This is a genomic window from Ruegeria meonggei, assembly GCF_042768335.1.
Lineage (GTDB): Bacteria > Pseudomonadota > Alphaproteobacteria > Rhodobacterales > Rhodobacteraceae > Ruegeria > Ruegeria meonggei.
Genome location: NZ_JAXHBT010000001.1, coordinates 3,342,668 through 3,367,982 on the forward strand (window position 1 = coordinate 3,342,668; position 25,315 = coordinate 3,367,982).

Here is a 25,315-nt window from a genome sequence, read left to right on the forward strand (position 1 = left end):
TGCGCTATGCGCATGTGACCTTTCCGGAGACTGACTATGTACGTTGCCACCCTGTTGACCAATCCAACCGCACCATCGCTTGAACAGGCACTGGTCGAGGCGCTGTGCAATGCCTGGGGTGGCAGCAATCCCGTATGGCTGAGCCCGGACGAGGCGGCGGAGTTCAAGTTTGCCGAGAAGCCCGAAAACCAATGGGACGTATGGGCCGAGCTGCAGCTGTTGGGCGTTGATCTGATCGCGCAGCCGGTGTTCAAACGGCGCAAGCTGATGTTGCTGGCCGATATGGACAGCACCATGATCCAGCAGGAATGTATTGACGAACTGGCCGACGAGGCCGGTGTCGGGGATCGGGTCAAAGATATCACAGCCCGTGCCATGAATGGTGAGTTGGATTTTGAGGGCGCGCTGATCGAGCGGGTCGGCCTATTGAAAGGTCTGGATGAGGCCGTGATCGGCAAGGTTCTGGCCGAACGCATCTCATTAATGCCAGGCGGTAGAGAACTGGTCGCAACCATGCGACTAAACGGCGGCTACGCGGCGCTTGTATCGGGGGGCTTTACGGCGTTCACGGCCAAGGTGGCTGATGAGCTGGGGTTTGACGAAAACCGCGCCAATACCTTACTGGCCGAAAATGGCAAGCTGACCGGCGACGTGCAGCGCCCCATTCTGGGGCGGCAGGCCAAGGTCGATGCGCTGGAACAGATCACAGCGCGGCTGCGCCTGTCGGAATCGGATGTCATTGCTGTGGGCGACGGGGCCAATGATCTGGGTATGCTGGAGCGCGCCGGCACGGGCGTAGCGCTGCATGCGAAGCCTTCGGTCGCAGCGCAATGTGATATCCGGATCAATCACGGGGATCTGACCGCCCTGCTTTACCTGCAGGGTTATGCGCGCACGGCGTTTTCGGACCTCTGACAAACTGGGGCTTCCCTTTATTTAGCGAAACCGTTAAATAAAGATCATGAACACGCTTCTGACCAGTTTTTCGGCGCTGTCCGACGCCACCCGGTTCTCGATCGTTGAGCAATTGATGCAGGACGGAGAATTGTCCGCAGGTGACCTGATCAATGGGCGCGGCATGTCCGGGGCGGCGATCTCGCGCCATTTGAAGGTTTTGCGCGAGGCCGGGCTGGTCCAGCAGCGCGTGCAGGGCACACAACGGATGTATTCGATCCAGCCAGATGGGCTGCGGGCGATTGCCGAGTGGACCATATCGAAACGACAATTCTGGGAGAGCAGCCTCGACCGTTTGAACGATTTGATTGAAAGGGAAGACTCATGGCCGACCTGAAACTGGAACGTGAGTTCCCAACCAGCCCCGAAACCCTGTTTGCCTGGATCAGCGATGGTGCGAAACTGTTGCAGTGGTGGGGGCCCGAGGGGATGCATGTGCCCGAGCATGATCTGGATTTTTCGCGCCTCGGGCCGTGGTACTCGGTCATGGTGAACGCGGACGGCCAGCGATACAAAGTGTCGGGTCAGGTCACACATACCAACCCGCCCAAGTCGGTGGGGTTCACCTGGGGCTGGCATGATGATCAGGACCAGCGCGGGGCGGAAAGCCACGTAACCCTCAGCGTCGAAGCAGCTGGCGACGGCGCGCGTCTTGTTCTGGATCACCGCGATCTGGGTGATGACGAGATCGCCGCAAACCACAATACCGGCTGGACCTCATCGCTGCGCAAGCTTGAGGCCCAATTGGGATAGATTTCATTTAGGGAGGAAAGAAATGCCACAGTATTTATTTGTCTATCACGGCGGTCACACCCCAACCGACCCTGCCAAGGTTGAGGCGACCATGGCCGCGTGGGGTGCATGGTTTCAGAACATAGGCGCCGCACTGGATATTCCCGGTAACCCGGTGGGCCAGTCCTGTACTGTCAGCGCCGATGGCGTTGCCGACAATGGCGGTGCCAACCCGGCCTCGGGCTTTACTGTCGTCAAGGCCGACAGCATGGATGCTGCGACCGAGATGGCCAAAGGCTGTCCAATGGTCGTGAACGGATCAGGCTCGGTCGAAGTGGCCGAGGTGCATGAAATTGAAATGTAAGGGCCTTAGCCGGGGAACCCCGGCGCAGGTCTGATCACGCCACATTCCAGCCCACGACGGCTGTATTGCGTGGCATTCATAAAGGTGCGGGTGGCCGGGTGATCGGCCTCTAGCACGCCGAGGCTGACCAGAATGGCGGCGATGGCGCATTCGCTGGCGCGGGTTGTGCCATCGGCGATTTTCAGCGCCACCCCCATACGTTTTTCCGGGATGATTGCGACAAACACCGCCTCGGCCCCTGTCTTGATCGCGGCACGACCCTGCATGGCACGCATCAGTTCCGTACAAGCCCGGTTTTCCCCGGCAACCAGTTCCGGATGTTTGATCATCGCAGCAGTAAGTTGTTGCGCGGCGTCGCTGGCCCTGTCCGACCGGTCAGCCGCTGATGCAAACCACGCCATCGACCGGGCCAGGCCCGTCAGCGATGTGGCAAAGTTCGGGGCAGAGCAGCCATCGATGCCATAGGCCGGGCTGGTTTCACCGGTGGTTTCTTCGAGGGCCGACAGGCAGGCCTGTTGCACCGGGTGGTCGATCTCAAGGTATTCCGGTCCGGCGGCCATGTGCTGTGTTACGGTCAGGAACCCGCAATGTTTGCCGGAACAGTTGTTGTGAATCTGGCACGGTGTGTCATCGGCCAGAATAAGCCCATCACGCGCCGCCATATCCTGCGGTTCCTGCGGGCCGCAGCGCAGATCGGGTTCGGCCAGGCCCAGATGATCCAGCCAGGCTGAAACGCGGTCGGTATGGATGGCCGCCCCGTTATGCGAGGCACAGGCCAACGCCAGATGTTCAGAGTTCAGCCCGTATTTCGCGGCCGCGCCTGACGTAACCAGCGGCAAACCCTGGATCATTTTGGCTGAGGACCGGGGATAAATGATCGCATTCGGGTCACCCCAACTGCGTACGATTTGGCCAGTGTCGTCGCAAATCACGGCGTGCCCCAGATGCAGGCTTTCCAGCAAAGGGCCGCGCCATAGTTCGGTCATTGGTATGGGGTGCGTCATCGGGACCATCCTCTTTATGCGCAAAATTCTGCCAATCGCTCTTTCGCCTGTGGCGAAACCTGCGTTAGTGTGTGTATGTCGGCAATCATCGGAAGACGCAACTTACAGACGAACTGGCAGGGTTCGCAGGCATTTCCGGTGGGTATGAGGTATAGGTCGAGCTAGGAGGCTGGACAAATGGGATCAAAACTCGTCCGCGTGATCGCGGGCCTGTGCGTGGCAGGGATGGCCACCACCGCAATCGCTCAGCAGGCGACAAGCACCAATCGGGTGGCAGCCAAAACTGATTGGAGCGTTTTCGTAGAAGATGATCCCACCGAATGCTGGAGCGTGTCTGCCCCCAAGGAAACCGTCAACACCCGCGGCGGGCGTGTGGTGTCGGTGCGCCGCAGCGATATCCTGTTATTCGTGTTCTACCGCCCCAACGCCGAGGTCAAAGGTCAGGTGACCTTTACCGGTGGTTATCCGTTTGCCCCCGGATCGACGGTCAACCTTGAGATCGACGGAACCGAATTCGAGCTGATCACCGAAGGCGAATGGGCGTGGCCCGCAACCGAGGGCGAAGACCTGAAGGTCGTCGCGGCCATGAAGCGCGGAACCGAGGCGGTTCTGACTGCCAGATCCGAGCGCGGCACGCAGACCAAGGATACGTTCTCGCTGTTGGGATTTACCGCGGCGATCGAAGACGCGGAAAAGCGCTGCACCAACTAGACGAACCTGTTATCGACACAAAGCCCCGTCTTTTGGCGGGGTTTTCTTTTGGGTGAAGTAAGCGCCGTCTTTACCCGGCGTCCCTTCCCGAACTTGATCCTTATCAATGTAAACGGCCTGCGGGTTTGCACTAATTGGTTCAGGATTTAGGAAGGAAATTGCAGATGTTGAACAAACCTTTTGCTGTGCTGATGATGGCTGCTGCCTTATTGTTGAGCGCGTGTGACAAGACCAGTGAAACCTATCCCGTCACCGGTGAGCAATGCGGGCCGGAAGACCCGGTGAAGACTCTGGACGCCACGGATTGTGACATTCTTCCTGCGGGCGTCTGACGACAGGATCCAGTTTTCCCGGAACTAGCACATGTTTTCGGCCGCATCGGGTTTGCCGCTGCGGCTGAACTTCAATTGGGGTCATGGGTGCCGGCGTGGTATAGAGGGGCCAAATGCAAAACCAGTCCGGGAACACATCATGCGCTACATTCTGCCCTTCCTGCTTTTTTCTTCGGCGGCCCTGGCTGACCCAAGTCTGGAATGCTCTGAGGCTAGCTCGCAGGTCGAAATCGGCACCTGTGTTCAGGCAATGGAGGACCAGGTGAACCGCGCTGTTGAGACAAGCTATGGCTTTGCCATGCAATCGGCCAAAGAGCTGGATGACGTGACCGGTCGGACCGTCGCTCAACCCGCGTTGGAGGCTGCCCAAACCGCTTGGACCACTTACCGGGATGCGCAGTGCGAGGCGATTGGTGCCTCATACGGGGGCGGCTCGGGCACGGGTATTGCCATCACCTCCTGCCGGGTCGATCTGGGCCGGGCGCGGGTGGATGCGTTGCTGAACTATGCAGAATGATCTGTACGATTCCTTTTGATCTTTGCGCAGCTTCCTATATAGAGGCGCATCCCAAGCCAGAATCCTTCGAGATATTCCCATGTCGCCCAAAGCGCCGATCACTCAAGACGTCCTGACCATCCCCCGCAACTTGCCCGAGGGGAAAGTGAACCTTGTCGGTCTGACCCGCGACCGCTTGCGCGAGGTTCTGATCGAACACGGCACGCCCGAGAAACAGGCCAAGATGCGCACTGGCCAGATCTGGCAGTGGATTTATCAATGGGGCGTGCGCGATTTTGCCGAGATGACCAATCTGGCCAAAGCCTATCGCGCGCAGTTGGCCGAGAATTTCGTCATCGAGATTCCTGAGGTTGTGACCCGTCAGGTGTCCGAGGACGGCACCCGCAAATATCTTGTCCGCATCGCGGGCGGGCATGAGGTAGAGGTTGTCTACATCCCCGAAGACGACCGCGGCACGCTTTGTATCTCGTCTCAGGTCGGGTGTACGCTGACCTGTTCGTTCTGCCACACCGGCACGCAGAAACTGGTGCGTAACCTGACGGCGGCGGAAATTGTCGGCCAGGTGATGATGGCGCGTGATGATTTGGATGAATGGCCGGTGCCCGGTGCGCCCAAGGACGAAACCCGCCTGCTGTCGAACATCGTTCTGATGGGCATGGGCGAGCCACTGTACAATTTCGACAACGTCCGCGACGCGATGAAAATCGCCATGGACCCCGAGGGGATTTCCCTGTCGCGCCGACGCATCACCCTGTCGACCTCGGGTGTGGTGCCTGAAATTGCACGTACCGCCGAAGAGATTGGCTGCCTGCTGGCGATCTCGTTCCACGCAACCACGGATGACATCCGCGATACGCTGGTGCCGATCAACAAGCGCTGGAACATCGAAGAGCTTTTGCAGGCGCTGGCCAGCTATCCCAAAGTTTCGAACTCCGAGCGGATCACGTTTGAATACGTGATGCTGGACGGCGTCAATGACAGTGACGCGGATGCGCACCGTCTGATCGACCACATCAAGCGCCACAATATTCCGGCCAAGATCAACTTGATCCCGTTCAACGAATGGCCCGGCGCGCCGTATAAGCGCAGCTCGAACAACCGCATCCGGGCATTTGCGAACATCATCTATCAAGCAGGTTACGCATCGCCGATCCGGAAAACCCGGGGCGAGGACATCATGGCCGCCTGCGGTCAGTTGAAATCCGCCACCGAACGCGCGCGCAAATCGCGCAAGCAGATCGAGGCCGAGGCCGGGCTGCAAAGCTGAACCTTCCCAGTCCTGCATGGCGGCCTGCGATAAATTAATCTTTGGGCTGCTGTTTATTGCATGCAGAATTTGATATGTTTGCACGGCCAAAACCGGGCAGGTGCATTTCACTCTTACGCACAAAGCGGTGAGAGTCGCGATCCGGGTGTGGCGTGTTTGTTCAAGGCCGCTATCATTTTTATCGTAACCAGCGGCGTGCGGGCGAACCTTAAAATCAGGTGGGCCATCCAAATGTTATTTCTATTTAATCGATTGAATTCAATCTCAGTTACAGCATTGATCATGTCGGTATTTGCCGCTACCGGTGCTATTGCACAATCAAACGGAGACGATGCGCATCTTGCAATCGAGAATCCGGCGGATCTGTCCAAGGAAGAGGCATTGCGTGTCTATGAGTCGCTGCAACGGCGCATGGGGCGGGGCTATGCCGCTGCACAAATGGATATTCTTCTGAATTATCAGAACTGGCCATTGTTCAATGACGCGCCCTATATTTCGGCCACGCATGGTCAGCGCTTTGTAAACAGTTTTGCCAATCGCATGGCGCACAATTACGGCACCCTGCAACCGGGCGAAAAGCTGCCCATGGGGTCGGTTCTGGCCAAAGACAGCGTGACGGTCACGGATGAGGGTAACATCCACCCGGGTGCTTTGTTCGTGATGGAGAAACTGGCCGATGGTGCCAATCCAGACACGGCAGACTGGCGGTACATCATGGTGATGCCGGACGGGTCGCTATTCGGTGACACGATGGGCGCACGCGCGCGGGCCGTGGCCTATTGCCATGACTGCCACGAGGCGGTGGCCGACCGGGACTATACTTTCTTCGTGCCGGAAGAGTACGTGGTGAAGAACTAAGTCACCTTTGTCTGAACCGGGCAGTTCCGATGACTTCGATCAGGGTCTGCCGCACCGGTTCGGGCTGCGCCTGCACCGCGTTCAGCACCTCGCGCAGTTCCGCGCGCAGGCCGTGCATTTGGTCGATCAGTGAGATCATCATCGACAGGGCATCGGGCTCCATCTCGTATTGCTCGTGCAGCTCGCAGGCAAGTTCCAGCCGCGCCACGTCGAGGCTGTGATAGACCAGCCCCTGCTCGGTCTGTTCAGGGATCACGATCTCGGCGGCCAGATATTCGGTCAGACGCGAGGATGTCAGGCGGGCGACAGTGGTGATCAGTTCGTCTTCGGTCAAAGTGCGGCTCATGACAGCATTCCTTTGCGCGGCTCATAGCGGTGGGTTTCGCGCCATGTCTCCATGAAACCCTTCAGCTCATCGTCGATCTGGTCCGGCATCGAAACGGTCAGTTCGATCAGTTGATCCCCCCGCTCGGTTGATCCGCGTTTCTTGACGCCCTTGCCGCGCAGGCGCAGGGTCTTGCCGCTGCTGGTGCCGGCCGGGACGCTGACATTGACGCCGCCGTCTATGGTGGGCGCGGGGATTTTACCGCCCAGGATCGCCTCATCAATCGTGATGGGCAGGGTGATGCGGATGTCATCGCCCAGGCGATCAAAGACCGGGTGCGGCGCGACGGACACCGTAACCAGAGCGTCCCCCGACGGTCCTTTACCAAATCCCGGATCCCCCTTGCCGCGCAGGCGAATGGTCTGGCCGTCGGTGACACCGGCAGGGATTTTGACCTCGATCCGGTTGCCATCGGGCAGGGTTAGTTTCTGACTGGCCCCAAACACCGCATCCAGAAAGCTGATCTGCAGGCTATAGCTGCGATTGTGCCCTGGGGCGTGAAACTCTTGTGTGCGCTGTCCGTACCCGCCGCGCCCGCGCATGAATTCGGCGAAGATGTCGGACATATCGTCTGGGTCCGCGGCCTGCCCGCGATAGGGGTTTCCGGCGGCCTCGGCATAGTCGCGATAATACTGCTGCTGTGGGCGTTCCTGACCCGAAGCGTCGATCTCGCCCTTGTCAAAGCGGGCGCGAGTGTCGGGATCTTTCAGCAGATCATAGGCGGCCGCGGCGGCTTTGAATTTCTCTTCGGCCTCGGCATCACCGGGTTTCAGGTCCGGGTGGCATTCCTTGGCGATGCGCCGATAGGCCTTTTTGATCTCGGCAGCGTTGGCGTCTTTGGTGACGCCTAGGGCGGAATAGGGATCGTCGCTCATCTCACCTCTCGTCAATCTCGGATGCAGGTCTGATCTTGATGAATGCGTTTTATCATGCGATTTCAACACCCCAAATGAAAGAGGCTTTTGGAACCGCTCGCAAAATCCCGCGGATCTGCTAACATATGCATGTTTCTAAGTATTTGCTGTCGGAGAACCCCATGACGCGCAGAATCAAATCCGTTCTGGCCCTGTTGGCTGGCAATGCCATCGGTTTGTTGCTTGCGGCAGTGCTGCTGTCAGGATTTGCGATCCGGCCGATCTCGTTCATCGTTGTGGTGATCGTCTTTACGCTGGTGCAGGTGGTGGCCGAGCCCCTGATCCTGAAGCTAGGAGAACAGAAGGCGCCGGCACTCAAGGGTGGGATCGCCCTGATCGTGACTTTTGTGGGCCTGTTGGTGACCGATCTGGTCACCGCCGGTCTGACGGTTGGGGGCATCTCTAACCTGCTGGCTGCGACGCTGCTGGTCTGGCTGGGCGCGCTGATCGCCAGCGTGGTGCTGCCGATCTATGTGTTCACCGAGTTGCGCGAACCCAAGAAGTGATCACAGCCGGTTCAGGCTGGCCTCGATTGATTGCCACAGTTCTTCCACGGGTTCGCACCCGACCGACAGGCGGATAAATCCGGGATCAACATCGTCGCCCCACCGGGCGCGGCGTTCGGCCGAACTGTGGACGCCGCCAAAGGATGTCGCAGGCCGGAGCAGAGGGCAGGTGTTGATGAACGCTTCGGCCTTGGCCTCACTCTCCAGCGTGATCGACAGCAGGAAGCCGAACCGTGTGGTCTGAACCCTGGCCAGGGCGTGTGACGGGTCATCCGGAAGGCCCGGATAACGGATGTGTTTGACCATCTGATGCCCCGCCAGCTGTTCGGCCAGAACCTGCGCCGAGCTGCACATGCGGTCGAACCGGACGTCCAGCGTTTCCAGCCCGCGATGCAGCAACCAGGCCTCATGCGGGCCGGGGATTGCGCCCGAGACCCGCCGCCATTCCGCGATCCGTTCCATGATCTGCGCGCTGCGGCTGGCGACATGGCCCATCAACAGATCGGAATGCCCACCCATGGCCTTGGTGTCCGAGGCTACGACAATGTCGATGCCCCTATCCAATGGGCGTTGGCCCAGCGGTGTCATTGTTGTGTTATCTGCGATCGTGATCCCACCTGCGGCACGAACAGCGGCGGCAATGGCGGGCAGGTCCATCATGTCCAAACCGGGGTTCGAGGGGCTTTCGACAAAGACCACATCGAACCCATCGAACCCGCCAGCGGTGAACGCAGTGGTCGGGCGTTCGGTGACCGAGACGCCCAGATTGGTCAAAAACCGCTCGGCCAGTACCCGCGTCACGTAATAGCCGTCGGATGGGATCAGGATGCGTGACCCGGATTTGACCGTCGCGAACAAGGCGGCCGAGATCGCCGCCATGCCTGACGGAAAGCTCAGACAGGGTGCGCCTTCCAGATGGGCCAGAACCTGTTCCAGATGTTCCCATGTCGGGTTGTTCACTCGGCCATAGAAATCCTGACCCTCCGGCGCGCCGGGCAGGTGGAACATGCTGCTTTGGGTCAGCGGCAACGCCACTGGTTCCCCTTTGTCCAGTGCATTGCCGCGCAGATGCAACATTTCGCCGGTCTTGGGAGGCTTCATGCCTTAACGCCCCGGGATTTCGTCGCGGGCGGGCGCGGGTTCCCAATTCTCGATGATATCAACTGCTTGCTGGGCCGTATCGACAAAGCGGAACAGGTCCAGATCTTCGTCCGAGATGGTGCCCGCATCTGCCAGCGCCTCCCAGTTGATGACCTTTTCCCAGAATTCGCGACCAAACAGCAGGAAGGGCACACGCTCCATCCGACCGGTCTGAATCAGCGTCAGGGATTCGAACAGCTCATCCATGGTGCCAAATCCGCCGGGGAAAATAGTGATGGCGCGGGCGCGCATCAGAAAGTGCATCTTGCGAATGGCGAAATAGTGGAAGTTAAAGCTGAGGTCGGGCGTCACATAGAGGTTCGGTGCCTGTTCATGTGGCAGCACGATGTTCAGCCCGATGGAACAGCCGCCTGCGTCCTGCGCACCGCGGTTTCCGGCCTCCATCACGCCGGGACCACCACCGGTGACGATCACGTTTTCGCGGCAACCGGTTTCGTTCGATTTCTCGGTCATCAGCCGGGCAAATTCGCGCGCCTCGTCGTAGTATACCGACAGGTTGGACAGGGTCTGTGTCCGTGCCGTGTGTTTTTGCGATGGCTCGGGGATGCGCGCCCCGCCGAACATGACAATGGTTGAGGTGATCTCACGCTCGGTCATGATCATCTCGGGTTTCAGCAGTTCCAGTTGCAGGCGCACCGGGCGCAATTCATCGCGACACAGGAAGTCATCATCGGCAAAGGCCAGGCGATACGCGGGTGAGCGCGTCTGCGGCGTGTCCGGTACCTCGCTCGCGGTCGAGCGGTCTGTCTGCGCGTCGCGAAACGGGCTGAGGCGGTCTTCTCTCATCGGTGATCTATCCCTGCTTGCGTGTTCTCAAAACAGCTATAGGGTTCACGGTCAGAGCGCCAGTCACGGAAAGACAAGAATGAATTGGAAGCACGAAATTTCAGCAGCTGCTGAACGGATTGACGGATATGCACAGGTGACGCCTGTGATGGAAAGCCGGGCGCTGGGGCTGGATTACCCGGTTGAAATGAAACTGGAGCATATGCAGCACACAGGCAGTTTCAAGGCGCGTGGGGCGTTCAACACGTTGCTCAGCCTGGATGTGCCCGAAGCGGGGGTTGTGGCCGCATCCGGTGGCAATCACGGCGCCGCAGCGGCCTATGCGGCGCAAACGCTGGGCCATCCGGCCAAAATCTTTGTTCCGGAACTGGCGGGGCCGTCCAAGATCGCTTTGATCGAACAAACAGGTGCGGATCTGAGCGTGGTCGCGGGCGAATACGCCAATGCGTTGACGCAGGCGCAGGTGTATGAGAACGCCACCGGAGCGATGCAGATCCATGCCTATGACGCGCCCGCAACGGTAGCCGGGCAGGGCACCTGTTTCGCAGAATGGGAAGCGCAGAGCTTGAAGGCCGATACGGTTTTGGTGGCGGTTGGCGGAGGTGGCCTGATCGCCGGGGCTCTGGGCTGGTTTCAGGGTGCGCGCAAGGTTGTGGCGGTCGAGCCTGAGACATCTTGTGCCTTGAACGCGGCCCTGCAGGCGGGTGAGCCGGTTGATGTCGCCGTGTCCGGTATTGCTGCCAACGCTCTGGGCGCGCGGCGGATCGGGTCGATCTGTTTCGATCTGGCACAGGGGATGACCTCGGTCCTTGTGCCAGACGCGGCCATTGCGCAGGCGCAGGAGAAATTGTGGCGCGCGCATCGCATCCTTGTCGAACCTGCGGGTGCAGCTGCGTTGGCTGCGTTGTTATCGGGGGCCTATCAGCCCGAACCGGGGGAAAAGGTGGCAGTTCTGATCTGTGGCGGAAACATCTCTCCGGACCCGCTACAGGGGTAATTATCGGCTTGTGGAAATGAGTTGCGGATTTTATCTATAATTTATGACCGCGACGATAGCCGACAGAATTTATGAGACCCTGAGCCAACAGATCATCACCGGAGAGCTTTCTGCCGGTGAAAAGCTGCGGCAGGATCATATCGCGCGCGCGTTTGAGGCAAGCCATGTTCCCGTGCGCGAGGCCTTGCTGCGGCTGCAGGCCCATGGTCTGGCCAAAAGCGAGCCCCGGCGCGGTATGCGCGTGACCGCGTTGGATCCGGCCGAGGTGCGGGAAGTCACTGAAATGCGGGTGGCGCTGGAAACTCTGGCGCTGCAGCATTCGGTGCAGAACATGACGCCGGTCGCGCTGAAGGCCGCTGATGACGCCCGGATCGCGTGCGATCAGGCCGAAACCATGCCGCAATGGGAGGCCCGGAACCGTGTGTTTCACCGGGCTGTCCTGACACCCTGCGGGCTGCCACGCCTGTTGCATACGATCGATGATCTGCATATCGCAAGCGCGCGCCATCTGTTCGCCCACTGGCGTCCGAAATGGGTGCAGCGTGTGGATACCGATCACGCCTCAATTGTTCAGGCGCTGAAAAATCGGGATGCTTCGGCTGCCACGGCGATTCTGTCCCGTCATATACGGCGTGCCAGTTAATCACGTAATTCATTGATATTTAACCACTTAATTCACGTGTTAATTTTTCGCTTGATTTTTAATAGATAAATATAATGCTGCTGTGCAGAATTGACTCAATTTTATCTATAAAAGAGGATCAAATGAAACCTGCACTCAACTCTACCTTGCCATCCGCAGGCGATCTGACGCCAATTGGCCAAATCCTCCGAGTAGTGGCGGGTGTCCTGTTGCTAACGGCGAGCGCCAAGATTCAGATCCCTTTCTGGCCGGTTCCAATGACCCTGCAGGTGGCTGCCGTCATGGCCATCGCTGCCGCTTATGGGATGCGGCTGGGGTCGGCGACGGTGATCGGGTACATGGTGGCCGGGGCTGCGGGTCTGCCGGTGTTTGCCGGAACCCCGGAAAAGGGTATTGGCGTTGCCTATATGATCGGCGGCACCGGCGGCTATCTGATGGGCTTTGTCATTGCGACGATCCTTGTTGGATGGGTGGCGGATCACCTGCGTAAACTGTTCCTTGTCCCGGCGATGCTGATGGGTTTGGCGGCAATCTACGTGTTTGGCCTTGGTTGGCTGATGCAGTTTGTTCCGGCGGACAAAGTGCTGGCCTATGGCTTTACCCCATTCATCGCCGGTGATTTGGTCAAGGTCGCCCTTGCCGCTGTACTGGTGATCGGCTTGCCTGTGGGATTGATGCAGAAATTCCGCGGGGCGCAGCCGGATGCTTGATAACGCCCGGAATATCCGCAGTGACTGGAGTGTAGATGAGGTGGAGGCGCTCCTGCGCCTTCCCCTTTTGGATCTTGTCGGCCGTGCAAACATGATCCACCGGGCGCATCACAACCCCGAAGACATCCAGAAAGCCAGCCTGCTGTCGATCAAGACCGGCGGCTGCCCCGAAGATTGCGCCTATTGCCCTCAATCCGCCCATCACCGCGAAGTCGAGCTGACCAAAGAAAAGCTAATGAACCCGCAACACGTGTTGTCCCTGGCCAAACGCGCAAAGCAGGCTGGGGCCGAGAGGTTCTGCATGGGGGCCGCCTGGCGTCAGGTTCGGGATGGGGACGAGTTCGACAACGTGCTTGAGATGGTCGCGGGCGTTCGCGCGTTGGGGATGGAGGCCTGCGTGACCCTTGGAATGCTCAAGCCGCATCAGGCCAGACGTTTGGCCCAGGCCGGGCTGACGGCCTATAACCACAACCTTGACACCTCGCCCGAGTTCTACGGTGAAATCATCGGCACCCGTACCTATCGCGACAGGCTGGAAACGCTCAGCTATTGTAGGGACGCGGGCATCGATCTGTGCTGTGGTGGGATTATCGGCATGGGCGAAAGCCTGCGGGACCGGGCCTCGATGTTGCAGGTGCTGGCGAATTTTGATCCGCATCCTGAAAGCGTGCCGATCAATGCGCTGATCCCGATCGAAGGCACGCCACTGGCACATCGAGAAACGGTTGGCATCTTTGATCTGTTGCGCATGGTCGCTACCGCCCGGATCACCATGCCAAAGACACGCGTGCGCCTGTCGGCCGGGCGCTCCGACTTCTCGGCGGCCGAGCAGGCCTTGTGCTTTTTGGCTGGGGCGAACTCGGTATTTTACGGCGATGTGCTGCTGACCGCGCCGAATGCGGGCACGGGCAGTGACCGGGATATGTTTGCCGCATTAGGGGCTTTAACCGAAGACTGACGTAAACGCGCCCGCCTGCGTCGCATTGCGCCATGGATTGCGCTTGCGTATAGGCAAGACCAACGTGAATAGATTCTGTACGGAGCACCCCCATGTCCAACGCGCAACTGGAAGCCGCCATCGAAGCCGCCTGGGAGGCGCGCGACACCATCACCCCCGCCACCACCGGCGAACAGCGTGAGGCGATCGAAGATACGCTGAATGCGCTCGACAGCGGGTCGTTGCGCGTGGCCGAAAAGCTGGACAGCGGCGATTGGCATGTGAACCAATGGGCCAAAAAGGCGGTCCTGTTGGGCTTTCGCATCAAGGATATGGAAATTCAGACCGGCGGTCCGCAGGCTGGCGGCTGGTGGGACAAGGTCGACAGCAAGTTCGCCGGTTGGGGTGAAAACCAGTGGCGCGCGGCCGGTTTCCGTGCCGTTCCGAACTGCGTGGTCCGTAAATCGGCCTATATCGCCCCGGGCGTGGTTCTGATGCCGTCATTCGTGAACCTCGGCGCTCATGTCGACGAGGGTACCATGGTTGACACCTGGGCCACCGTCGGGTCCTGCGCGCAGATCGGCAAGAATGTGCACCTGTCAGGCGGCGTTGGGATCGGTGGCGTTCTGGAGCCGATGCAGGCTGGCCCGACCATCATCGAGGACAACTGCTTTATCGGCGCGCGCTCCGAAGTGGTTGAGGGCTGTATCGTCCGCGAAGGTTCGGTTCTGGGGATGGGCGTCTTTATCGGCCAGTCCACCAAAATCGTGGACCGGGAAACCGGAGAGGTCATGTATGGCGAAGTGCCACCCTATTCGGTGGTCGTTGCCGGTTCGATGCCGTCCAAGAACAATGTCAGCCTGTATTGCGCGGTGATCGTGAAACGGGTGGACGAAAGAACCCGCTCGAAAACCGGGATCAACGAGCTGTTGCGCGATTGATGATTGATCAAAAAAAGAAGGGCCGGTGCCATCTGGCCCGGCCATTCAATTTGTTTGAATCTTCAGCGATGAGAACTCGCAATTATTGAGCTTCCATAGCTAAGGATTATTGGTTTTATAGAAGCCGATAATTTTTGAAATCAGCGGTTCTCTCCTGGCATCACATCGGTAGCCTGCTCACCGCCGCCGCTTTCGCCGCCACCGGACTCACCGCCGCCGCCTTCGCCGCCACCGGACTCACCGCCGCCGCTTTCGCCGCCACCGGACTCACCGCCGCCGCCTTCGCCGCCACCGGACTCACCGCCGCCGCTTTCGCCGCCACCGGACTCACCGCCGCCGCCTTCGCCGCCACCGGACTCACCGCCGCCGCCTTCGCTGCCACCGGACTCGCCGCCGCCGCCTTCGCTGCCACCGGACTCACCGCCGCCGCCTTCGGACTCACCGCCGCCGCCTTCGCCGCCTTCGGACTCACCGCCGCCTTCGCCGCCACCGGACTCGCCGCCGCCGCCTTCGCCGCCGCCTTCGCCGCCTTCGGACTCACCGCCGCCTTCGCCGCCACCGGACTCGCCGCCGCCGCCTTCACCGCCTTCGGACTCGCCGCCGCCACTTTCTTGTGCGTATGCAGCATTGGAAGAGAAGGTGATTGTGCTGACTGCCGCTGGAGTTAATGCCAGCAAGGACAGGCTCGCGGTAGTTGTTAAGAGTTTGGATAATTTACTCATCGAACTTTCCCTCTCAAAAATAATTTTAAAGTGCGGTCATTTTAAGAACCGTTCTTTTCAGCGTGTAACGGCTCGGGTCAGCGGTGTAGCGTTCAGCCAAAACCCGCGCACAGATGCGCGAAGTGTCGGCAAAAGGTTGCCATATTCAACCTTGCGGATTCTTGCCGAGATTCGTGTCAATCCCCCGGAGAGGAGATTGCGGCCAGATTGTGTCTTTTTCGCAAGGTATCAAGAATCGGTTCTGGGAAGGGGTATCTTTAACGGTCAGTCCACCAAGATCGTGGACCGGGAAACCGGAGAGGTCATGAATGGCGAAGAGCCACTCTGTTCGATGATCGTCGCCGGTTCGATGCCGTACAAGAACAATGTCAGCCTGTCTTGCGCGGTGATCGTGAAGCGAGTGGACGAAAGAACCCGCTCGAAAACCGGGATCAACGAGCTGTTGCGCGACTAACGCTCTCGCGAGAATTAAACAGGGCTGCAGCGAATACCGCCGCAGCCCTTTTTCGTTCGCGGCCTATCCCTTGATCGGATAGCGGTCGGGTTCTTCGAATACGTCAATCACACGCGACCCGGCTTTGATTTTGCCGCCATGTTCAACACCAGCCGGTATCGAGTAGCTGTCTCCGGGGCGATAGATGCGGGTGTCGTCGCCGATGGTCAGCTCTATCTCGCCTTCGATCACGGTGCCCCACTGCGCTTTGTGGGAATGCAGCGGCAGTTCGAAATCCTGGAGAAACGTGAAGAACGCCACCAGCCCGGCATCGGATCTGATGACCGCTGTCTGTACCACGTCCTCGGGAAACGGGACGTCAAGGCTTGGGAAACTGGAAATGAAATTTGGATAGGGCATAACGGCGTCCTTAAAAGGATTTGGGAAGGGTTACGTGGGCACTATGACCGGGCGGACCTGACCTTACAATTGGCGGGTGCTTGACCGCGCACAGGTGCGCCGCTATGGCCCCCTGCATGGAAAAGCAAAAGAAGCCCTCTCGTCAGCAAGTTTACACCCTGCTTGTGCAAATCGGCCGCAAAGACGGCGATGGCCTGCCCAAAGACGCGACTGGGGCGGCGCTGATATGTTTTGCCAGTGGCGTGGACGAGGCAGAGGCCGTGCGTGAAACCGTGGCGATCCTGAAACAGGCCGATACCGCACCGCTGGATGTCACTGGTTATGGCACATTGGCCGAACGTGAGGCACAAGGGCATGAGATCGATCCCGATGAGCGGGCGTTGATGCAGCGGGCGCTGGACGAAAACGCAGTGATCGTCGCGCAGATGACGCCGTTTTTCGGGGATGAAGAGACCGCCTAGTTCCGCGCGCCGAACCACTTGCGGTAAATCTCGTCATAGGTGCCGTCTTCGCGTAGTGCCAGCAGGGCCTGATTGACGTCCTCGACCAGAGGTGATCCGGTGGGGAACGCTATGCCATAGTTTTCGCGCAGGAACACGCCTCCGGTGACGGATGCGATCCGGCGCCCCTCATGCGCGGCATAGTAGGACAGGATTGGTGCGTCGAATACCACAGCGTCCAACTGCTCATCCTTGAAGGCGGTCAGCATCTGATCCAGATCTTCATAACTGGAAAACTCAATCTCGCGCCGGTTCAGGAAACTGGCAGCGGTTGAGTTAGAAATTGTCCCAACCTGCTTGCCGTACAGATCGTTGACAGAATTCACGTTACCGGTGATGGCGTCCACGGTCATGACCGAGGTGATCCGCGCAGTGAAGACCGAAACGATGAACAGCGAGGACACAACCAGAATGACGCCCAGCAATCGGCCAAAGGGAGTCCGGGGCATCCGTTCTTCGAACCCGCCATTGACCACCAGATTGAGGGCCCACCAGAAGGATGGAAACCACGCCTCGTTCAGTTTGCGGTCGAAATAGGGCTGCGCGCGGCGTTCGAACCCCCACATCAGCATCCCGCCGCCCAGCAAAATGGCAAAGGCCAGCCCGATGGCGATGAACAGCTCGACCGACAGCAGCGCCTGCAGCAGAGATGGACTGCGCGTGGCCGCGGACGGGATCATGATCTGTAGGCCGGCCTCAAAGATCGGTTGGGTAAAGTCCATCTGCGTCTCACGCGAGGCAGTGATCGAGATATTGGCGATGGCCAGATCAGCGGTGCCATCCTGAACGGCCCCCAGCATTTCGTTGAACCCTTCGACCCGGGTGACCGAGTAATCCCAGTTCAGCGCCTCGGCCAGAGCCTCTAACAGATCCATTGAGAATCCCGCCTGCGCCCCGTCTTCAACATAAGAAAACGGTGGGCGTGTCACTGTGGTGACCGTCAGTGTCTGAGCCTGGATTTGCTGCGCTAATGTGGCAACCGCCAGGCAGATCCATATGCAAAGGGCGCGAGTCATTGGTAATTTACCTGTTTCGCGGCCCTCTAACGCGATTTTGATTACTCCAGCAAGATGCGCGCAGGGTAAAGCGTCATGTTTTATTGACGTATCAAATCGGTACAAACGGAAAAAAGCGTCTGAAATCGGGACCACGGGGGTTGGCAATCCGCCCAATTCGTTGAATCTGTACGCGAACCTGCGTGCGAATGAACCAAAGGGCCACATCATGACAGATCCGGTACAGTTGACGGCAGACCTGATCCGTTGCCCATCGGTCACACCCGAAGAGGGCGGCGCTTTGGTGCTGCTTGAGGCGTTGTTGTCGGATGCGGGGTTTGACTGCACCCGTGTGGATCGCGGCGGTGTCAGCAATCTGTTTGCCCGGTGGGGCGAAAAGGGTCATGCGCGCAGCTTTGGATTCAACGGGCATACCGATGTTGTGCCAGTCGGGGACGAGGCCGCCTGGACCATGCCTCCTTTCGGGGCCGCGATACGCGATGGTGTGATGTACGGCCGTGGGACAACCGATATGAAGTCCGGGGTGGCGGCATTTGCTGCCGCAGCTGTGGATTTCGTACGCGACACGCCGCCGAACGGGGCGGTCATTCTGACGATCACCGGCGATGAGGAGGGCGATGCGCTGCACGGCACCACGGCCCTGCTGGACTACATGGACGGCGCCGATGAGCGGATGTCAGTTTGTCTGGTCGGTGAACCGACCTGCCCTAACACAATGGGTGAGATGATGAAGATCGGCCGGCGCGGGTCGATGACCGCCTGGTTCACCGTGACCGGGGTACAGGGCCATTCAGCCTATCCGCACCGGGCCAAAAACCCACTGCCCGCTATGGCGCGCCTGATGCACGACCTGGCCAGTCATGAACTGGATCAGGGCTCGGACCATTTCGATGCGTCGACCCTGGCGGTCGTCAATATCGACACCGGGAACACGGCTACCAATGTGATCCCTGCGCAGTGCCGCGGGACGGTAAACATCCGGTTCAACGATCTGCAGTCCGGGGCCGAACTCAGCACGTGGTTACGGGCCAAGGCGCAAAGCGTGGCCGATGCCTGCGATGTCGAGGTGGCGGTTCGTATCAAGATTTCGGGCGAAAGCTTTTTGACACCGCCGGGGCCATTGTCCGATCTCGTGGGCAAGGCGGTTGAGGATGAAACAGGAGTTGCGCCTGAAATGTCCACTACGGGGGGCACGTCTGACGCGCGGTTCGTCAAGTCCCATTGTCCGGTGGTCGAGTTTGGCCTTGTTGGCCGCACCATGCATCAGGTGGACGAATGCGTTGAGGTGGCGCAGATCGAACAGCTCAAGGCGATCTATACGCGCATCCTGCGGGATTACTTTGCCTGATCCATGCAGCGTACTTTGGTCATCATGGTCAAGGAACCACGACCGGGCCGGGTCAAGACTCGGCTGGGGCGGGATATCGGCATGGTTGGCGCGGCCTGGTGGTTCAGGCACCAGACCCGGTCGCTGATCCGGCGGCTGCGCGATCCGCGGTGGCAGATCGTGTTGGCGGTGTCACCGGATCGCGACGGTTTGACCAGCCGTATCTGGCCCGCAGACCTGCCCCGCGCGGCGCAGGGGCAGGGCGATCTGGGCGATCGGATGGGTCGGATGCTGCGCGCCATGCCGAACGGGCCGGTTTGCCTGATCGGTGCGGATATTCCCGGTATCACACGCGGTCATATCGCGCAGGCATTCAAAGGGCTGGGGTCAGCGCAGATGGTGTTTGGCCCGGCCCCGGACGGGGGTTACTGGCTCGTTGGTGCGCAGCGCTTTGGTGCTTTGCCACAAAGCCTGTTTCGGGATGTGCGATGGTCTACGAAACATGCTCTGGCAGATACGCTGGCTTCGGTTTCGGGGTGCCGCGTGGCCTTTCTGGATCATCTGCGCGACGTCGACACGGTGGACGATCTGAATTCCTGACCCGAGGGGGCGCTTTTTGGTCATGACGCCGTCGCACACCCGTGCTAGGCCAAAGGCATGACTCGCATCCCCACCAAGCAAGAGATCCTGGACTGGATCTCGGCGAACCCCACCCTGACCTCGAAACGCGATATCGCCAAAGCCTTTGGGATCAAGGGCGCTGACCGTATCGACCTGAAGCGTATCCTCAAAGAGCTTGAGGTCGAAGGTCATTTGGAAAAACGCAAGCGCAGCTACCGCGATCCCGACCGGTTGCCGCCTGTCAGCGTGTTACAGATCAAGGCCCCCAACGCGGATGGCGATTTGTTTGCGCGCCCGCTGGAATGGCATGGCGAGGGGGTCGAGCCCGTCGTGTTGATGATCACCCGCGCCAGCGATCCGGCGTTGGGCGAAGGTGACCGTATTCTGGCCCGGCTGACCGTGGTGCAGGAGGAAGACCACAATTACGAGGCTCGCCTGATCCGCCGTATCGGGTCCAACCCGCGCCGTATCGTGGGGATCTTCCGCAAAGGAGCCGAGGGCGGTCGGATCGTTCCTATCGACAAGGCCGGATCAACCGAATGGCTGGTCCATGACGGGGCGGTGCACGGGGCACAGGATGGTGAATTGGTCGAGGCCGAACAGGCCGGGCCGAAGAACCGCATGGGCTTGCCCCGCGCGCGCATTGTCGAACGGCTGGGCGATCCGTCGGCGCCTAAGGCTGTGTCGCTGATCTCGATCCATCAGCACGGGATTCCGGATGATTTCCCGGACAAAGTGATAGATGAGGCCGACAAGGCCAAGCCCGTTGGCCTGAAAGGGCGCGAAGATCTGCGGGACATGCCGCTGCTGACCATCGACCCTTCGGACGCGCGGGATCATGATGATGCTTGTTACGCCCATGCCGATGATGACGCCAAAAACCCGGGTGGGCATGTGATCTGGGTCGCTATCGCGGATGTCGCTGCCTATGTGCAGCCCGGCACCGCGTTGGACCGTGAGGCCCGCAAGCGCGGCAATTCAAGCTATTTCCCCGACCGCGTGGTGCCGATGCTGCCCGACCGGTTGTCGGGGGACCTGTGTTCACTGCACGAGGGCGTGCCACGCGCTTGTATCGCCGTGCGAATGCAGATCGACGCCGACGGAAACAAGATCGGTCACCGGTTCGTGCGGGGGCTGATGCGCTCGGCCGCGTCGCTGCACTATGCCGAGGTGCAGGATGCGATTGACGGCAATCCCAACGACCGGACCGGACCTTTGCTGGACCCGGTGCTGAACCCGCTTTATGCCGCCTATGCCGCGTTGAAAAAAGCACGGTCAGAGCGGCAACCGCTGGAGTTGGACCTGCCCGAGCGCAAGATCATCCTCAGCGATGCGGGTGAGGTCGAAAGCGTGGCTTTTCGGGATCGTCTGGATGCGCATAAACTGATCGAAGAGTTTATGATCCTCGCCAACGTGGCTGCCGCTGAAACGCTGATAGCGAAACGCAGACCTTTGCTGTTCCGTGTGCACGAGGAACCTGCGCAGGAGAAACTGGCAAGCCTGCGGGAAACGGCGCAGGCGGCAGGGCTGAACCTTGCCAAAGGGCAGGTGTTGCAGACCCGCCATCTGAACGCGCTGCTGAACGCCGCCGCCGGGACCGAGGATGCAGAGCTGATCAACCTCAGCACATTGCGGTCAATGGCGCAGGCTTATTACAACGCGGAAAACTTCGGCCATTTCGGGCTGGCGCTACGGAACTATGCGCATTTCACCTCGCCTATCCGCCGTTATGCCGACCTGATCGTGCACCGGGCGCTGATCTCGGCCCATGGCTGGGGCACCGATGGTCTGACAGAGGATGAAATCGACCGGCTGGACGAAACCGCCACCCATATCTCGGACACCGAGCGCCGTTCGATGATGGCCGAGCGCGATACGACCGACCGCTACTTGGCCGCCTATCTGAGCGAGCGGGTGGGCAATGAATTCTCAGGCCGGATCAGCGGCATTGCCCGGTTCGGGGCATTTGTGAAGATGGACGAAACCGGAGCGGACGGGCTGGTGCCAGTGCGATCATTGGGTCGCGAGTTCTTTCATTTCGACAGCGAGGCCGGCACGCTGATGGGGTCGGATACCGGCCTGACCATTGCGATTGGTCAACGGGTCACGGTGCGTCTGACCGCCGCCACCCCAGTGACCGGCGGGTTAGAGTTGGAACTGTTGTCAATCGATGATCAGGCCCTGCCGCGCGGACGCGGATCAAAGGGCCGACCAACCCGGCGCAAGGCGGTCAGCACCAAGCGCAAGAAAGACAAGATCAAACGTAAAGTGGAACGCAAGCGCCGTCAGAAGTGATAGGTCAGCGCCCGCGCAATCAACCAGCCGTGACGGGTGTTGTCGATCTGACCCGGGTCATCGAACAAGATGGCCCGGTTGCCGTCGATCCGATCCTCGCCCGGAAAGGCCGAGGTAAAATCACCCATCAACCGGCTTTGGCAATGGACGAACAGGGCAAAGGATGCAGCCTTGTGCCCGCCCAATCGGATCGTCGATCCCTTGGGCGCCAGATAGGCAGGTTGCCCCCAGCGCAGCGCCTCTTGCAAAGGTTGCGCCTTCGGTAGCGATCCGGCGGTTTCAAGCACCAGATCGCGCAATGCCAGAACACCCGTTCGGGTGCTCTGGGGGAAGGCGTTGAACGCGGCCTCGACTGCGGGGTCGTCAAAGGGGGTCATGACAACGGGATCGCCTGTTCCACTCGGTCTATGTAACTGTTCAACAGGTTATCCTGTTTGATCCGGCGGGTCAGGGGGGTATCTGCGGGTGTTGCGCGCATGGCGGCCAGAATTGGACCGACACTCATATCTGCAGCGGTGGGGTGGTCGCCCAACAAGAAGCTCGATTGCCAGAGATAGGCCGAGATCGCTTCGAGATCGCGTTCGACCCTGTCCAAACGCTCAGCCAATGAGAATCGTCCAATACCCTGCGTGACAATACCCTTGAGAACAGATTTGCGCACCGAGTTTGAAACGGGTCTGCGGATCAACGCTGGGATCCCGGTAAAAAACGTATCGTACAGTATCGGCCAGACGTCATCGTTGCCCCAACGATCCAGAACGATCTGGAAATACAGATGCTCTTCAGCCATGCGGATCAAAGCCCGCGACTGGGCCTTTTGTACATCGCTCAGGCCTGTGTCGAAATCAGCACCCTGCGCCTCAAGCCAGTCTCGGATCAGGTCACTGTCGGGCAACAGACGCTCGGGGGTGCGGAGAACTGGCAATTTCTGGTGGGGCATCTTGCGGGGGTCAAGCATGTCTGAACGCTGCCAGTTTTGCCCGGATTTTTGCAGCATGTACGCGGTTTTCACGCAGAAGGGGCTGGCACTGAACAGTCCAAATGCAGAAGGGTAGGTCAGAAGGGTCAACATCAGGGGCTCCGGTTTTGGGATGAGTGATGGGTACCTCTAGCTAATGACAGTTTCTGTCATTAGGGTTAGGGTAGTCTGCGATATGTCCCGCACCGCCCGCCTGTTCCAACTGATGCAAGCCCTGCGCTCGGGCTCGTCGCCGAAAACCTCGGTCCAATTGGCGCAGGATCTGGGCGTTTCACCCCGCACTGTTCACCGCGATATCGATGCGCTGCGTGGCCTGGGCGCCGTGATAGATGGCGAGGCGGGTTTTGGGTTCACCCTGATCGAAGACGCAACCCTGCCGCCGCTCGGGTTTACCGACGATGAGCTGGAAGCCCTTGTTCTGGGATTGCGCGAAGTTCAATCCATCGGGGATCCCGGCCTCGTCGAAGCGGCCAGCGCCGTATTGCGCAAACTGCAGGGCCGCCTGCCACAACGGCAGTCGCATCGCCTGAGCCACGCGGTCCTGGCCGCTACGCGTCTTAACCGCCCACCCCAGCCGACCATCAATGTGGCTGATCTGCGCCAGGCCACCTGGGATGAGCGGCCCATTGAATTTGCGTATACCGATGCGAAAGGTGACAACACCCGGCGAAGGGTCAGCCCGCTGAGCATCGTTTACATGGACCGTGCCAGCGTGTTGCTGAGTTGGTGCCATTTAAGGCAGGATTTTCGCGTCTTTCGGCTGGATCGCATGGGCGAAATGTCTGTGACAGATGAAAGCTTTAGACCCAATCGCATCCCGATGTTGCGTAAGGCGCTGGCCCGTATCCGAGCGGATCGTGAGGCCGCAGAAGGTGAATCCGCGTCTTGAGTGCTTTGAGAAATCGGTGTCTTGCGCTATCCTGTGATTGAGCAGTGATCAGGAAAATTCGGAATGCATAGATGCATAAGCGGCGCTATGACCGCAGCACTATGGGCATCCGTTGTACAGGCGGAATCCCTTGAAACCCCGGATGGGCTGGGGTCCATTCAACTGGCCTCGGCCGGTGTTGCGGTGTCTATCCGGCCGGTGGTGCGGCCGCAATTTAAGGAGTACCGGGTGTCTACCGAAGGAAACGCGCGGTTTCAGGCGTGGTTGGGGGCGTTTCGTGAAAGGGTCCGGGCGCAGGGCATTTCCACGTCCACTCTGGACCGGTCGCTGGCGGGACTGACCTATGACAAGAAGATCATCGCGCGGGATCGCAATCAGGCTGAATTCTCAAAACCGATCTGGGAGTATCTGGACACCGCTGTTTCGGATGCAAGGATTGCCAATGGTCGCGCCGGATTGGAACAGTATCAGACGACCCTGACCCGGATTGAGGCGCAGTATGGCGTTGAAAAAGAGGTGGTGGCTGCGATCTGGGGTCTTGAGACCTCGTTCGGAACTTTTCGAGGCAGCGATCAGACCATACAGTCACTGGCTACGTTGGCTTTTGATGCGCGCCGGGCACAGTTTTTTGAGACACAGCTGGTGGCCGCGTTGCAAATCGTTCAGGCTGGGGATGTTAGTCCCACCAACATGGTTGGCAGCTGGGCTGGCGCTATGGGACACACGCAGTTCATGCCGACCTCATATCTGGACCACGCGGTTGATTTCGACGGCGACGGGCGACGCGACATCTGGTCGGAGAACCCGACCGACGCGTTGGCATCGGCTGCCGCCTATCTGGCGCGACACGGCTGGACCAAAGGGCAGCCATGGGGTGTCGAAGTGCGCCTGCCCGAGGGGTTCGACTATGCCACGGCCAAACGGGACTACACGCTGACCCCATCAGAATGGGCCGCGCGCGGTGTGGTGACACCGGATGGCCGGTCTGTGCCCGACCACGGGCAGGCCGCGATCCTGTTGCCTGCAGGTGGTCAGGGCGTGGCATTGATGATCTTTGATAATTTCAGGGTGATTGAGGCATATAATGGCGCTGATGCCTATGTAATTGGTATCGGCCACCTGTCTGACCGTCTGGCCGGACATACCCCGTTTCAGGCCGACTGGCCGCGCGGCGACAGGGTGCTGAGCTTTACGGAACGCAAGGAACTGCAAACCCGCCTGACCCAAATCGGGTTCGACACGCAGAGCATTGATGGGCGTATTGGTCCAAACACGATCAACGCCGTGCGGGCGTATCAGTTGGCGCAGGGTTTGCTGCCTGACGGCTATGCCAGTCTGAACCTGTTGGAGCGGTTGCGGTAAGGCGTCTGGTTTCGCTGCGACTTTCTGTTTAG

The 25,315-nt window shown here is 59.6% G+C and carries 31 protein-coding genes and 1 pseudogene; 22 read left to right on the forward strand and 10 right to left on the reverse strand.

Going from position 1 to position 25,315, the window contains the following annotated elements; all coding sequences use genetic code 11:
• The first annotated feature begins 36 nt into the window (after positions 1-36).
• From serB to SJY13_RS16540, 4 genes are read left to right on the forward strand one after another with little or no spacing between them, the layout of a single operon-like run.
• Positions 37-915: a phosphoserine phosphatase SerB gene (gene serB, locus SJY13_RS16525; protein WP_377192391.1), complete on the forward strand. Its 879-nt coding sequence runs from the start codon at positions 37-39 to the stop codon at positions 913-915.
• 46 nt (positions 916-961) lie between these two features.
• Positions 962-1,291, forward strand: a complete 330-nt coding sequence (locus tag SJY13_RS16530; protein WP_377192393.1) for an ArsR/SmtB family transcription factor — start codon at positions 962-964, stop codon at positions 1,289-1,291.
• Positions 1,279-1,707: an SRPBCC family protein gene (locus SJY13_RS16535; protein ID WP_377192395.1), complete on the forward strand. Its 429-nt coding sequence runs from the start codon at positions 1,279-1,281 to the stop codon at positions 1,705-1,707. Before SJY13_RS16530 ends, SJY13_RS16535 begins: the two co-directional genes overlap by 13 nt.
• A gap of 22 nt (positions 1,708-1,729) precedes the next feature.
• The gene (locus SJY13_RS16540) at positions 1,730-2,050 is read left to right on the forward strand and encodes a YciI family protein (RefSeq protein ID WP_377192397.1); all 321 of its coding nucleotides are present in this window, start codon (positions 1,730-1,732) and stop codon (positions 2,048-2,050) included.
• 5 nt (positions 2,051-2,055) lie between these two features.
• Here the strand turns inward: SJY13_RS16540 and SJY13_RS16545 are convergent, their stop codons facing one another.
• Complete coding sequence (locus tag SJY13_RS16545; protein ID WP_377192399.1) at positions 2,056-3,054, reverse strand: asparaginase; 999 nt, start codon at positions 3,052-3,054, stop codon at positions 2,056-2,058.
• A gap of 177 nt (positions 3,055-3,231) precedes the next feature.
• Here SJY13_RS16545 and SJY13_RS16550 point away from each other — a divergent pair, with 177 nt between their 5' ends.
• From SJY13_RS16550 to SJY13_RS16570, 5 genes are all read left to right on the forward strand, one after another.
• Positions 3,232-3,765 carry an invasion associated locus B family protein gene (locus SJY13_RS16550; RefSeq protein WP_377192401.1) on the forward strand — a complete coding sequence of 178 codons (534 nt, stop codon included), beginning with the start codon at positions 3,232-3,234 and terminating at the stop codon, positions 3,763-3,765.
• Between the two features lie 164 nt (positions 3,766-3,929).
• Positions 3,930-4,097 carry a hypothetical protein gene (locus tag SJY13_RS16555; RefSeq protein WP_377192403.1) on the forward strand — a complete coding sequence of 56 codons (168 nt, stop codon included), beginning with the start codon at positions 3,930-3,932 and terminating at the stop codon, positions 4,095-4,097.
• A 139-nt stretch (positions 4,098-4,236) separates the two neighbouring features.
• Entirely contained in the window at positions 4,237-4,614 is a 378-nt protein-coding gene (locus tag SJY13_RS16560; RefSeq protein ID WP_377192405.1) for a lysozyme inhibitor LprI family protein, read from the forward strand.
• A gap of 79 nt (positions 4,615-4,693) precedes the next feature.
• Positions 4,694-5,881: a 23S rRNA (adenine(2503)-C(2))-methyltransferase RlmN gene (gene rlmN / locus SJY13_RS16565; protein ID WP_377192407.1), complete on the forward strand. Its 1,188-nt coding sequence runs from the start codon at positions 4,694-4,696 to the stop codon at positions 5,879-5,881.
• Between the two features lie 282 nt (positions 5,882-6,163).
• Positions 6,164-6,739: a cytochrome P460 family protein gene (locus SJY13_RS16570; protein ID WP_377192409.1), complete on the forward strand. Its 576-nt coding sequence runs from the start codon at positions 6,164-6,166 to the stop codon at positions 6,737-6,739.
• Position 6,740: 1 nt separating this feature from the next.
• Here SJY13_RS16570 and SJY13_RS16575 read toward each other — a convergent pair whose 3' ends face one another.
• Complete coding sequence (locus SJY13_RS16575; protein WP_085823452.1) at positions 6,741-7,085, reverse strand: hypothetical protein; 345 nt, start codon at positions 7,083-7,085, stop codon at positions 6,741-6,743.
• On the reverse strand, positions 7,082-7,999 hold the full coding sequence (locus SJY13_RS16580; protein WP_377192411.1) for a DnaJ C-terminal domain-containing protein: 918 nt from the start codon (positions 7,997-7,999) through the stop codon (positions 7,082-7,084). The genes SJY13_RS16575 and SJY13_RS16580 overlap by 4 nt, the downstream gene beginning before the upstream one ends.
• A 161-nt stretch (positions 8,000-8,160) precedes the next feature.
• Between SJY13_RS16580 and SJY13_RS16585 the strand changes: the two genes are divergently transcribed.
• Entirely contained in the window at positions 8,161-8,544 is a 384-nt protein-coding gene (locus tag SJY13_RS16585) for a hypothetical protein (protein ID WP_085823450.1), read from the forward strand.
• Here the strand turns inward: SJY13_RS16585 and SJY13_RS16590 are convergent, their stop codons facing one another.
• Positions 8,545-9,645, reverse strand: a complete 1,101-nt coding sequence (locus SJY13_RS16590; RefSeq protein WP_377192413.1) for a cystathionine gamma-lyase — start codon at positions 9,643-9,645, stop codon at positions 8,545-8,547.
• A gap of 3 nt (positions 9,646-9,648) precedes the next feature.
• A complete protein-coding gene (locus SJY13_RS16595) occupies positions 9,649-10,491 on the reverse strand; it encodes an LOG family protein (protein WP_085823448.1) in 843 nt (280 codons plus the stop codon).
• A gap of 79 nt (positions 10,492-10,570) precedes the next feature.
• Here SJY13_RS16595 and SJY13_RS16600 point away from each other — a divergent pair, with 79 nt between their 5' ends.
• The 5 genes from SJY13_RS16600 to dapD all read left to right on the forward strand — a co-directional run bounded on the left by SJY13_RS16600 (position 10,571) and on the right by dapD (position 14,719).
• Positions 10,571-11,488, forward strand: a complete 918-nt coding sequence (locus tag SJY13_RS16600) for a threonine/serine dehydratase (RefSeq protein WP_377192415.1) — start codon at positions 10,571-10,573, stop codon at positions 11,486-11,488.
• Positions 11,489-11,531: 43 nt separating this feature from the next.
• Positions 11,532-12,131: a GntR family transcriptional regulator gene (locus SJY13_RS16605; protein ID WP_085823446.1), complete on the forward strand. Its 600-nt coding sequence runs from the start codon at positions 11,532-11,534 to the stop codon at positions 12,129-12,131.
• Positions 12,132-12,253: 122 nt separating this feature from the next.
• Complete coding sequence (locus SJY13_RS16610; protein WP_377192417.1) at positions 12,254-12,841, forward strand: biotin transporter BioY; 588 nt, start codon at positions 12,254-12,256, stop codon at positions 12,839-12,841.
• A complete protein-coding gene (bioB, locus tag SJY13_RS16615; protein WP_377192419.1) occupies positions 12,834-13,799 on the forward strand; it encodes a biotin synthase BioB in 966 nt (321 codons plus the stop codon). The genes SJY13_RS16610 and bioB overlap by 8 nt, the downstream gene beginning before the upstream one ends.
• Before the next feature lie 92 nt (positions 13,800-13,891).
• Positions 13,892-14,719 (forward strand): 2,3,4,5-tetrahydropyridine-2,6-dicarboxylate N-succinyltransferase, encoded by an 828-nt coding sequence (dapD, locus tag SJY13_RS16620; protein ID WP_377192421.1) that lies wholly within the window; start codon positions 13,892-13,894, stop codon positions 14,717-14,719.
• A gap of 140 nt (positions 14,720-14,859) precedes the next feature.
• On the opposite strand, the gene SJY13_RS16625 is transcribed toward dapD, so the two are convergent.
• Positions 14,860-15,441 carry a hypothetical protein gene (locus SJY13_RS16625; RefSeq protein ID WP_377192423.1) on the reverse strand — a complete coding sequence of 194 codons (582 nt, stop codon included), beginning with the start codon at positions 15,439-15,441 and terminating at the stop codon, positions 14,860-14,862.
• A 235-nt stretch (positions 15,442-15,676) separates the two neighbouring features.
• On the opposite strand from SJY13_RS16625, the pseudogene SJY13_RS16630 reads away from it, so the two are divergent.
• Positions 15,677-15,895, forward strand: a pseudogene (locus tag SJY13_RS16630) (2,3,4,5-tetrahydropyridine-2,6-dicarboxylate N-succinyltransferase); the annotation flags it as partial.
• A 63-nt stretch (positions 15,896-15,958) separates the two neighbouring features.
• Here the strand turns inward: SJY13_RS16630 and SJY13_RS16635 are convergent.
• Positions 15,959-16,294, reverse strand: a complete 336-nt coding sequence (locus SJY13_RS16635) for a cupin domain-containing protein (protein ID WP_377192425.1) — start codon at positions 16,292-16,294, stop codon at positions 15,959-15,961.
• Positions 16,295-16,410: 116 nt separating this feature from the next.
• Here SJY13_RS16635 and SJY13_RS16640 point away from each other — a divergent pair, with 116 nt between their 5' ends.
• Positions 16,411-16,755 carry a hypothetical protein gene (locus SJY13_RS16640; RefSeq protein ID WP_377192427.1) on the forward strand — a complete coding sequence of 115 codons (345 nt, stop codon included), beginning with the start codon at positions 16,411-16,413 and terminating at the stop codon, positions 16,753-16,755.
• Here SJY13_RS16640 and SJY13_RS16645 read toward each other — a convergent pair.
• The gene (locus tag SJY13_RS16645) at positions 16,752-17,810 is read right to left on the reverse strand and encodes a transporter substrate-binding domain-containing protein (RefSeq protein ID WP_377192429.1); all 1,059 of its coding nucleotides are present in this window, start codon (positions 17,808-17,810) and stop codon (positions 16,752-16,754) included. The two genes, SJY13_RS16640 and SJY13_RS16645, sit on opposite strands and share 4 nt — an antisense overlap.
• 208 nt (positions 17,811-18,018) lie before the next feature.
• On the opposite strand from SJY13_RS16645, the gene dapE reads away from it, so the two are divergent.
• Genes dapE through rnr form a run of 3 tightly spaced genes read left to right on the forward strand, consistent with a single transcriptional unit; the run spans position 18,019 to position 22,053 of the window.
• Positions 18,019-19,158 (forward strand): succinyl-diaminopimelate desuccinylase, encoded by a 1,140-nt coding sequence (gene dapE / locus SJY13_RS16650; RefSeq protein ID WP_377192431.1) that lies wholly within the window; start codon positions 18,019-18,021, stop codon positions 19,156-19,158.
• Positions 19,159-19,161: 3 nt separating this feature from the next.
• Positions 19,162-19,737, forward strand: coding sequence for a TIGR04282 family arsenosugar biosynthesis glycosyltransferase (locus tag SJY13_RS16655; RefSeq protein WP_377192433.1), 576 nt, complete (start codon positions 19,162-19,164; stop codon positions 19,735-19,737).
• A gap of 57 nt (positions 19,738-19,794) precedes the next feature.
• Positions 19,795-22,053 carry a ribonuclease R gene (rnr, locus tag SJY13_RS16660; protein WP_377192435.1) on the forward strand — a complete coding sequence of 753 codons (2,259 nt, stop codon included), beginning with the start codon at positions 19,795-19,797 and terminating at the stop codon, positions 22,051-22,053.
• Here rnr and SJY13_RS16665 read toward each other — a convergent pair.
• Both SJY13_RS16665 and SJY13_RS16670 read right to left on the reverse strand, forming a co-directional pair.
• The gene (locus SJY13_RS16665) at positions 22,044-22,430 is read right to left on the reverse strand and encodes a DUF1801 domain-containing protein (protein WP_377192437.1); all 387 of its coding nucleotides are present in this window, start codon (positions 22,428-22,430) and stop codon (positions 22,044-22,046) included. The two genes, rnr and SJY13_RS16665, sit on opposite strands and share 10 nt — an antisense overlap.
• On the reverse strand, positions 22,427-23,125 hold the full coding sequence (locus SJY13_RS16670; protein WP_377192439.1) for a glutathione S-transferase family protein: 699 nt from the start codon (positions 23,123-23,125) through the stop codon (positions 22,427-22,429). The genes SJY13_RS16665 and SJY13_RS16670 overlap by 4 nt, the downstream gene beginning before the upstream one ends.
• A gap of 82 nt (positions 23,126-23,207) precedes the next feature.
• On the opposite strand from SJY13_RS16670, the gene SJY13_RS16675 reads away from it, so the two are divergent.
• Positions 23,208-23,921: a helix-turn-helix transcriptional regulator gene (locus SJY13_RS16675; protein WP_377192441.1), complete on the forward strand. Its 714-nt coding sequence runs from the start codon at positions 23,208-23,210 to the stop codon at positions 23,919-23,921.
• A gap of 87 nt (positions 23,922-24,008) precedes the next feature.
• The gene (locus tag SJY13_RS16680) at positions 24,009-25,283 is read left to right on the forward strand and encodes a lytic murein transglycosylase (protein ID WP_377192443.1); all 1,275 of its coding nucleotides are present in this window, start codon (positions 24,009-24,011) and stop codon (positions 25,281-25,283) included.
• Positions 25,284-25,315 lie beyond the last annotated feature (32 nt).

Bases quoted from the DNA above. Each gene is read 5' to 3' on its own strand.
- serB (WP_377192391.1), top strand. From the start codon at position 37: ATGTACGTTGCCACCCTGTTGACCAATCCAACCGCACCATCGCTTGAA.
- SJY13_RS16530 (WP_377192393.1), top strand. From the start codon at position 962: ATGAACACGCTTCTGACCAGTTTTTCGGCGCTGTCCGACGCCACCCGG.
- SJY13_RS16535 (WP_377192395.1), top strand. From the start codon at position 1,279: ATGGCCGACCTGAAACTGGAACGTGAGTTCCCAACCAGCCCCGAAACC.
- SJY13_RS16540 (WP_377192397.1), top strand. From the start codon at position 1,730: ATGCCACAGTATTTATTTGTCTATCACGGCGGTCACACCCCAACCGAC.
- SJY13_RS16545 (WP_377192399.1), bottom strand. From the start codon at position 3,054: ATGACGCACCCCATACCAATGACCGAACTATGGCGCGGCCCTTTGCTG.
- SJY13_RS16550 (WP_377192401.1), top strand. From the start codon at position 3,232: ATGGGATCAAAACTCGTCCGCGTGATCGCGGGCCTGTGCGTGGCAGGG.
- SJY13_RS16555 (WP_377192403.1), top strand. From the start codon at position 3,930: ATGTTGAACAAACCTTTTGCTGTGCTGATGATGGCTGCTGCCTTATTG.
- SJY13_RS16560 (WP_377192405.1), top strand. From the start codon at position 4,237: ATGCGCTACATTCTGCCCTTCCTGCTTTTTTCTTCGGCGGCCCTGGCT.
- rlmN (WP_377192407.1), top strand. From the start codon at position 4,694: ATGTCGCCCAAAGCGCCGATCACTCAAGACGTCCTGACCATCCCCCGC.
- SJY13_RS16570 (WP_377192409.1), top strand. From the start codon at position 6,164: ATGTCGGTATTTGCCGCTACCGGTGCTATTGCACAATCAAACGGAGAC.
- SJY13_RS16575 (WP_085823452.1), bottom strand. From the start codon at position 7,085: ATGAGCCGCACTTTGACCGAAGACGAACTGATCACCACTGTCGCCCGC.
- SJY13_RS16580 (WP_377192411.1), bottom strand. From the start codon at position 7,999: ATGAGCGACGATCCCTATTCCGCCCTAGGCGTCACCAAAGACGCCAAC.
- SJY13_RS16585 (WP_085823450.1), top strand. From the start codon at position 8,161: ATGACGCGCAGAATCAAATCCGTTCTGGCCCTGTTGGCTGGCAATGCC.
- SJY13_RS16590 (WP_377192413.1), bottom strand. From the start codon at position 9,645: ATGAAGCCTCCCAAGACCGGCGAAATGTTGCATCTGCGCGGCAATGCA.
- SJY13_RS16595 (WP_085823448.1), bottom strand. From the start codon at position 10,491: ATGAGAGAAGACCGCCTCAGCCCGTTTCGCGACGCGCAGACAGACCGC.
- SJY13_RS16600 (WP_377192415.1), top strand. From the start codon at position 10,571: ATGAATTGGAAGCACGAAATTTCAGCAGCTGCTGAACGGATTGACGGA.
- SJY13_RS16605 (WP_085823446.1), top strand. From the start codon at position 11,532: ATGACCGCGACGATAGCCGACAGAATTTATGAGACCCTGAGCCAACAG.
- SJY13_RS16610 (WP_377192417.1), top strand. From the start codon at position 12,254: ATGAAACCTGCACTCAACTCTACCTTGCCATCCGCAGGCGATCTGACG.
- bioB (WP_377192419.1), top strand. From the start codon at position 12,834: ATGCTTGATAACGCCCGGAATATCCGCAGTGACTGGAGTGTAGATGAG.
- dapD (WP_377192421.1), top strand. From the start codon at position 13,892: ATGTCCAACGCGCAACTGGAAGCCGCCATCGAAGCCGCCTGGGAGGCG.
- SJY13_RS16625 (WP_377192423.1), bottom strand. From the start codon at position 15,441: ATGAGTAAATTATCCAAACTCTTAACAACTACCGCGAGCCTGTCCTTG.
- SJY13_RS16635 (WP_377192425.1), bottom strand. From the start codon at position 16,294: ATGCCCTATCCAAATTTCATTTCCAGTTTCCCAAGCCTTGACGTCCCG.
- SJY13_RS16640 (WP_377192427.1), top strand. From the start codon at position 16,411: ATGGAAAAGCAAAAGAAGCCCTCTCGTCAGCAAGTTTACACCCTGCTT.
- SJY13_RS16645 (WP_377192429.1), bottom strand. From the start codon at position 17,810: ATGACTCGCGCCCTTTGCATATGGATCTGCCTGGCGGTTGCCACATTA.
- dapE (WP_377192431.1), top strand. From the start codon at position 18,019: ATGACAGATCCGGTACAGTTGACGGCAGACCTGATCCGTTGCCCATCG.
- SJY13_RS16655 (WP_377192433.1), top strand. From the start codon at position 19,162: ATGCAGCGTACTTTGGTCATCATGGTCAAGGAACCACGACCGGGCCGG.
- rnr (WP_377192435.1), top strand. From the start codon at position 19,795: ATGACTCGCATCCCCACCAAGCAAGAGATCCTGGACTGGATCTCGGCG.
- SJY13_RS16665 (WP_377192437.1), bottom strand. From the start codon at position 22,430: ATGACCCCCTTTGACGACCCCGCAGTCGAGGCCGCGTTCAACGCCTTC.
- SJY13_RS16670 (WP_377192439.1), bottom strand. From the start codon at position 23,125: ATGTTGACCCTTCTGACCTACCCTTCTGCATTTGGACTGTTCAGTGCC.
- SJY13_RS16675 (WP_377192441.1), top strand. From the start codon at position 23,208: ATGTCCCGCACCGCCCGCCTGTTCCAACTGATGCAAGCCCTGCGCTCG.
- SJY13_RS16680 (WP_377192443.1), top strand. From the start codon at position 24,009: ATGACCGCAGCACTATGGGCATCCGTTGTACAGGCGGAATCCCTTGAA.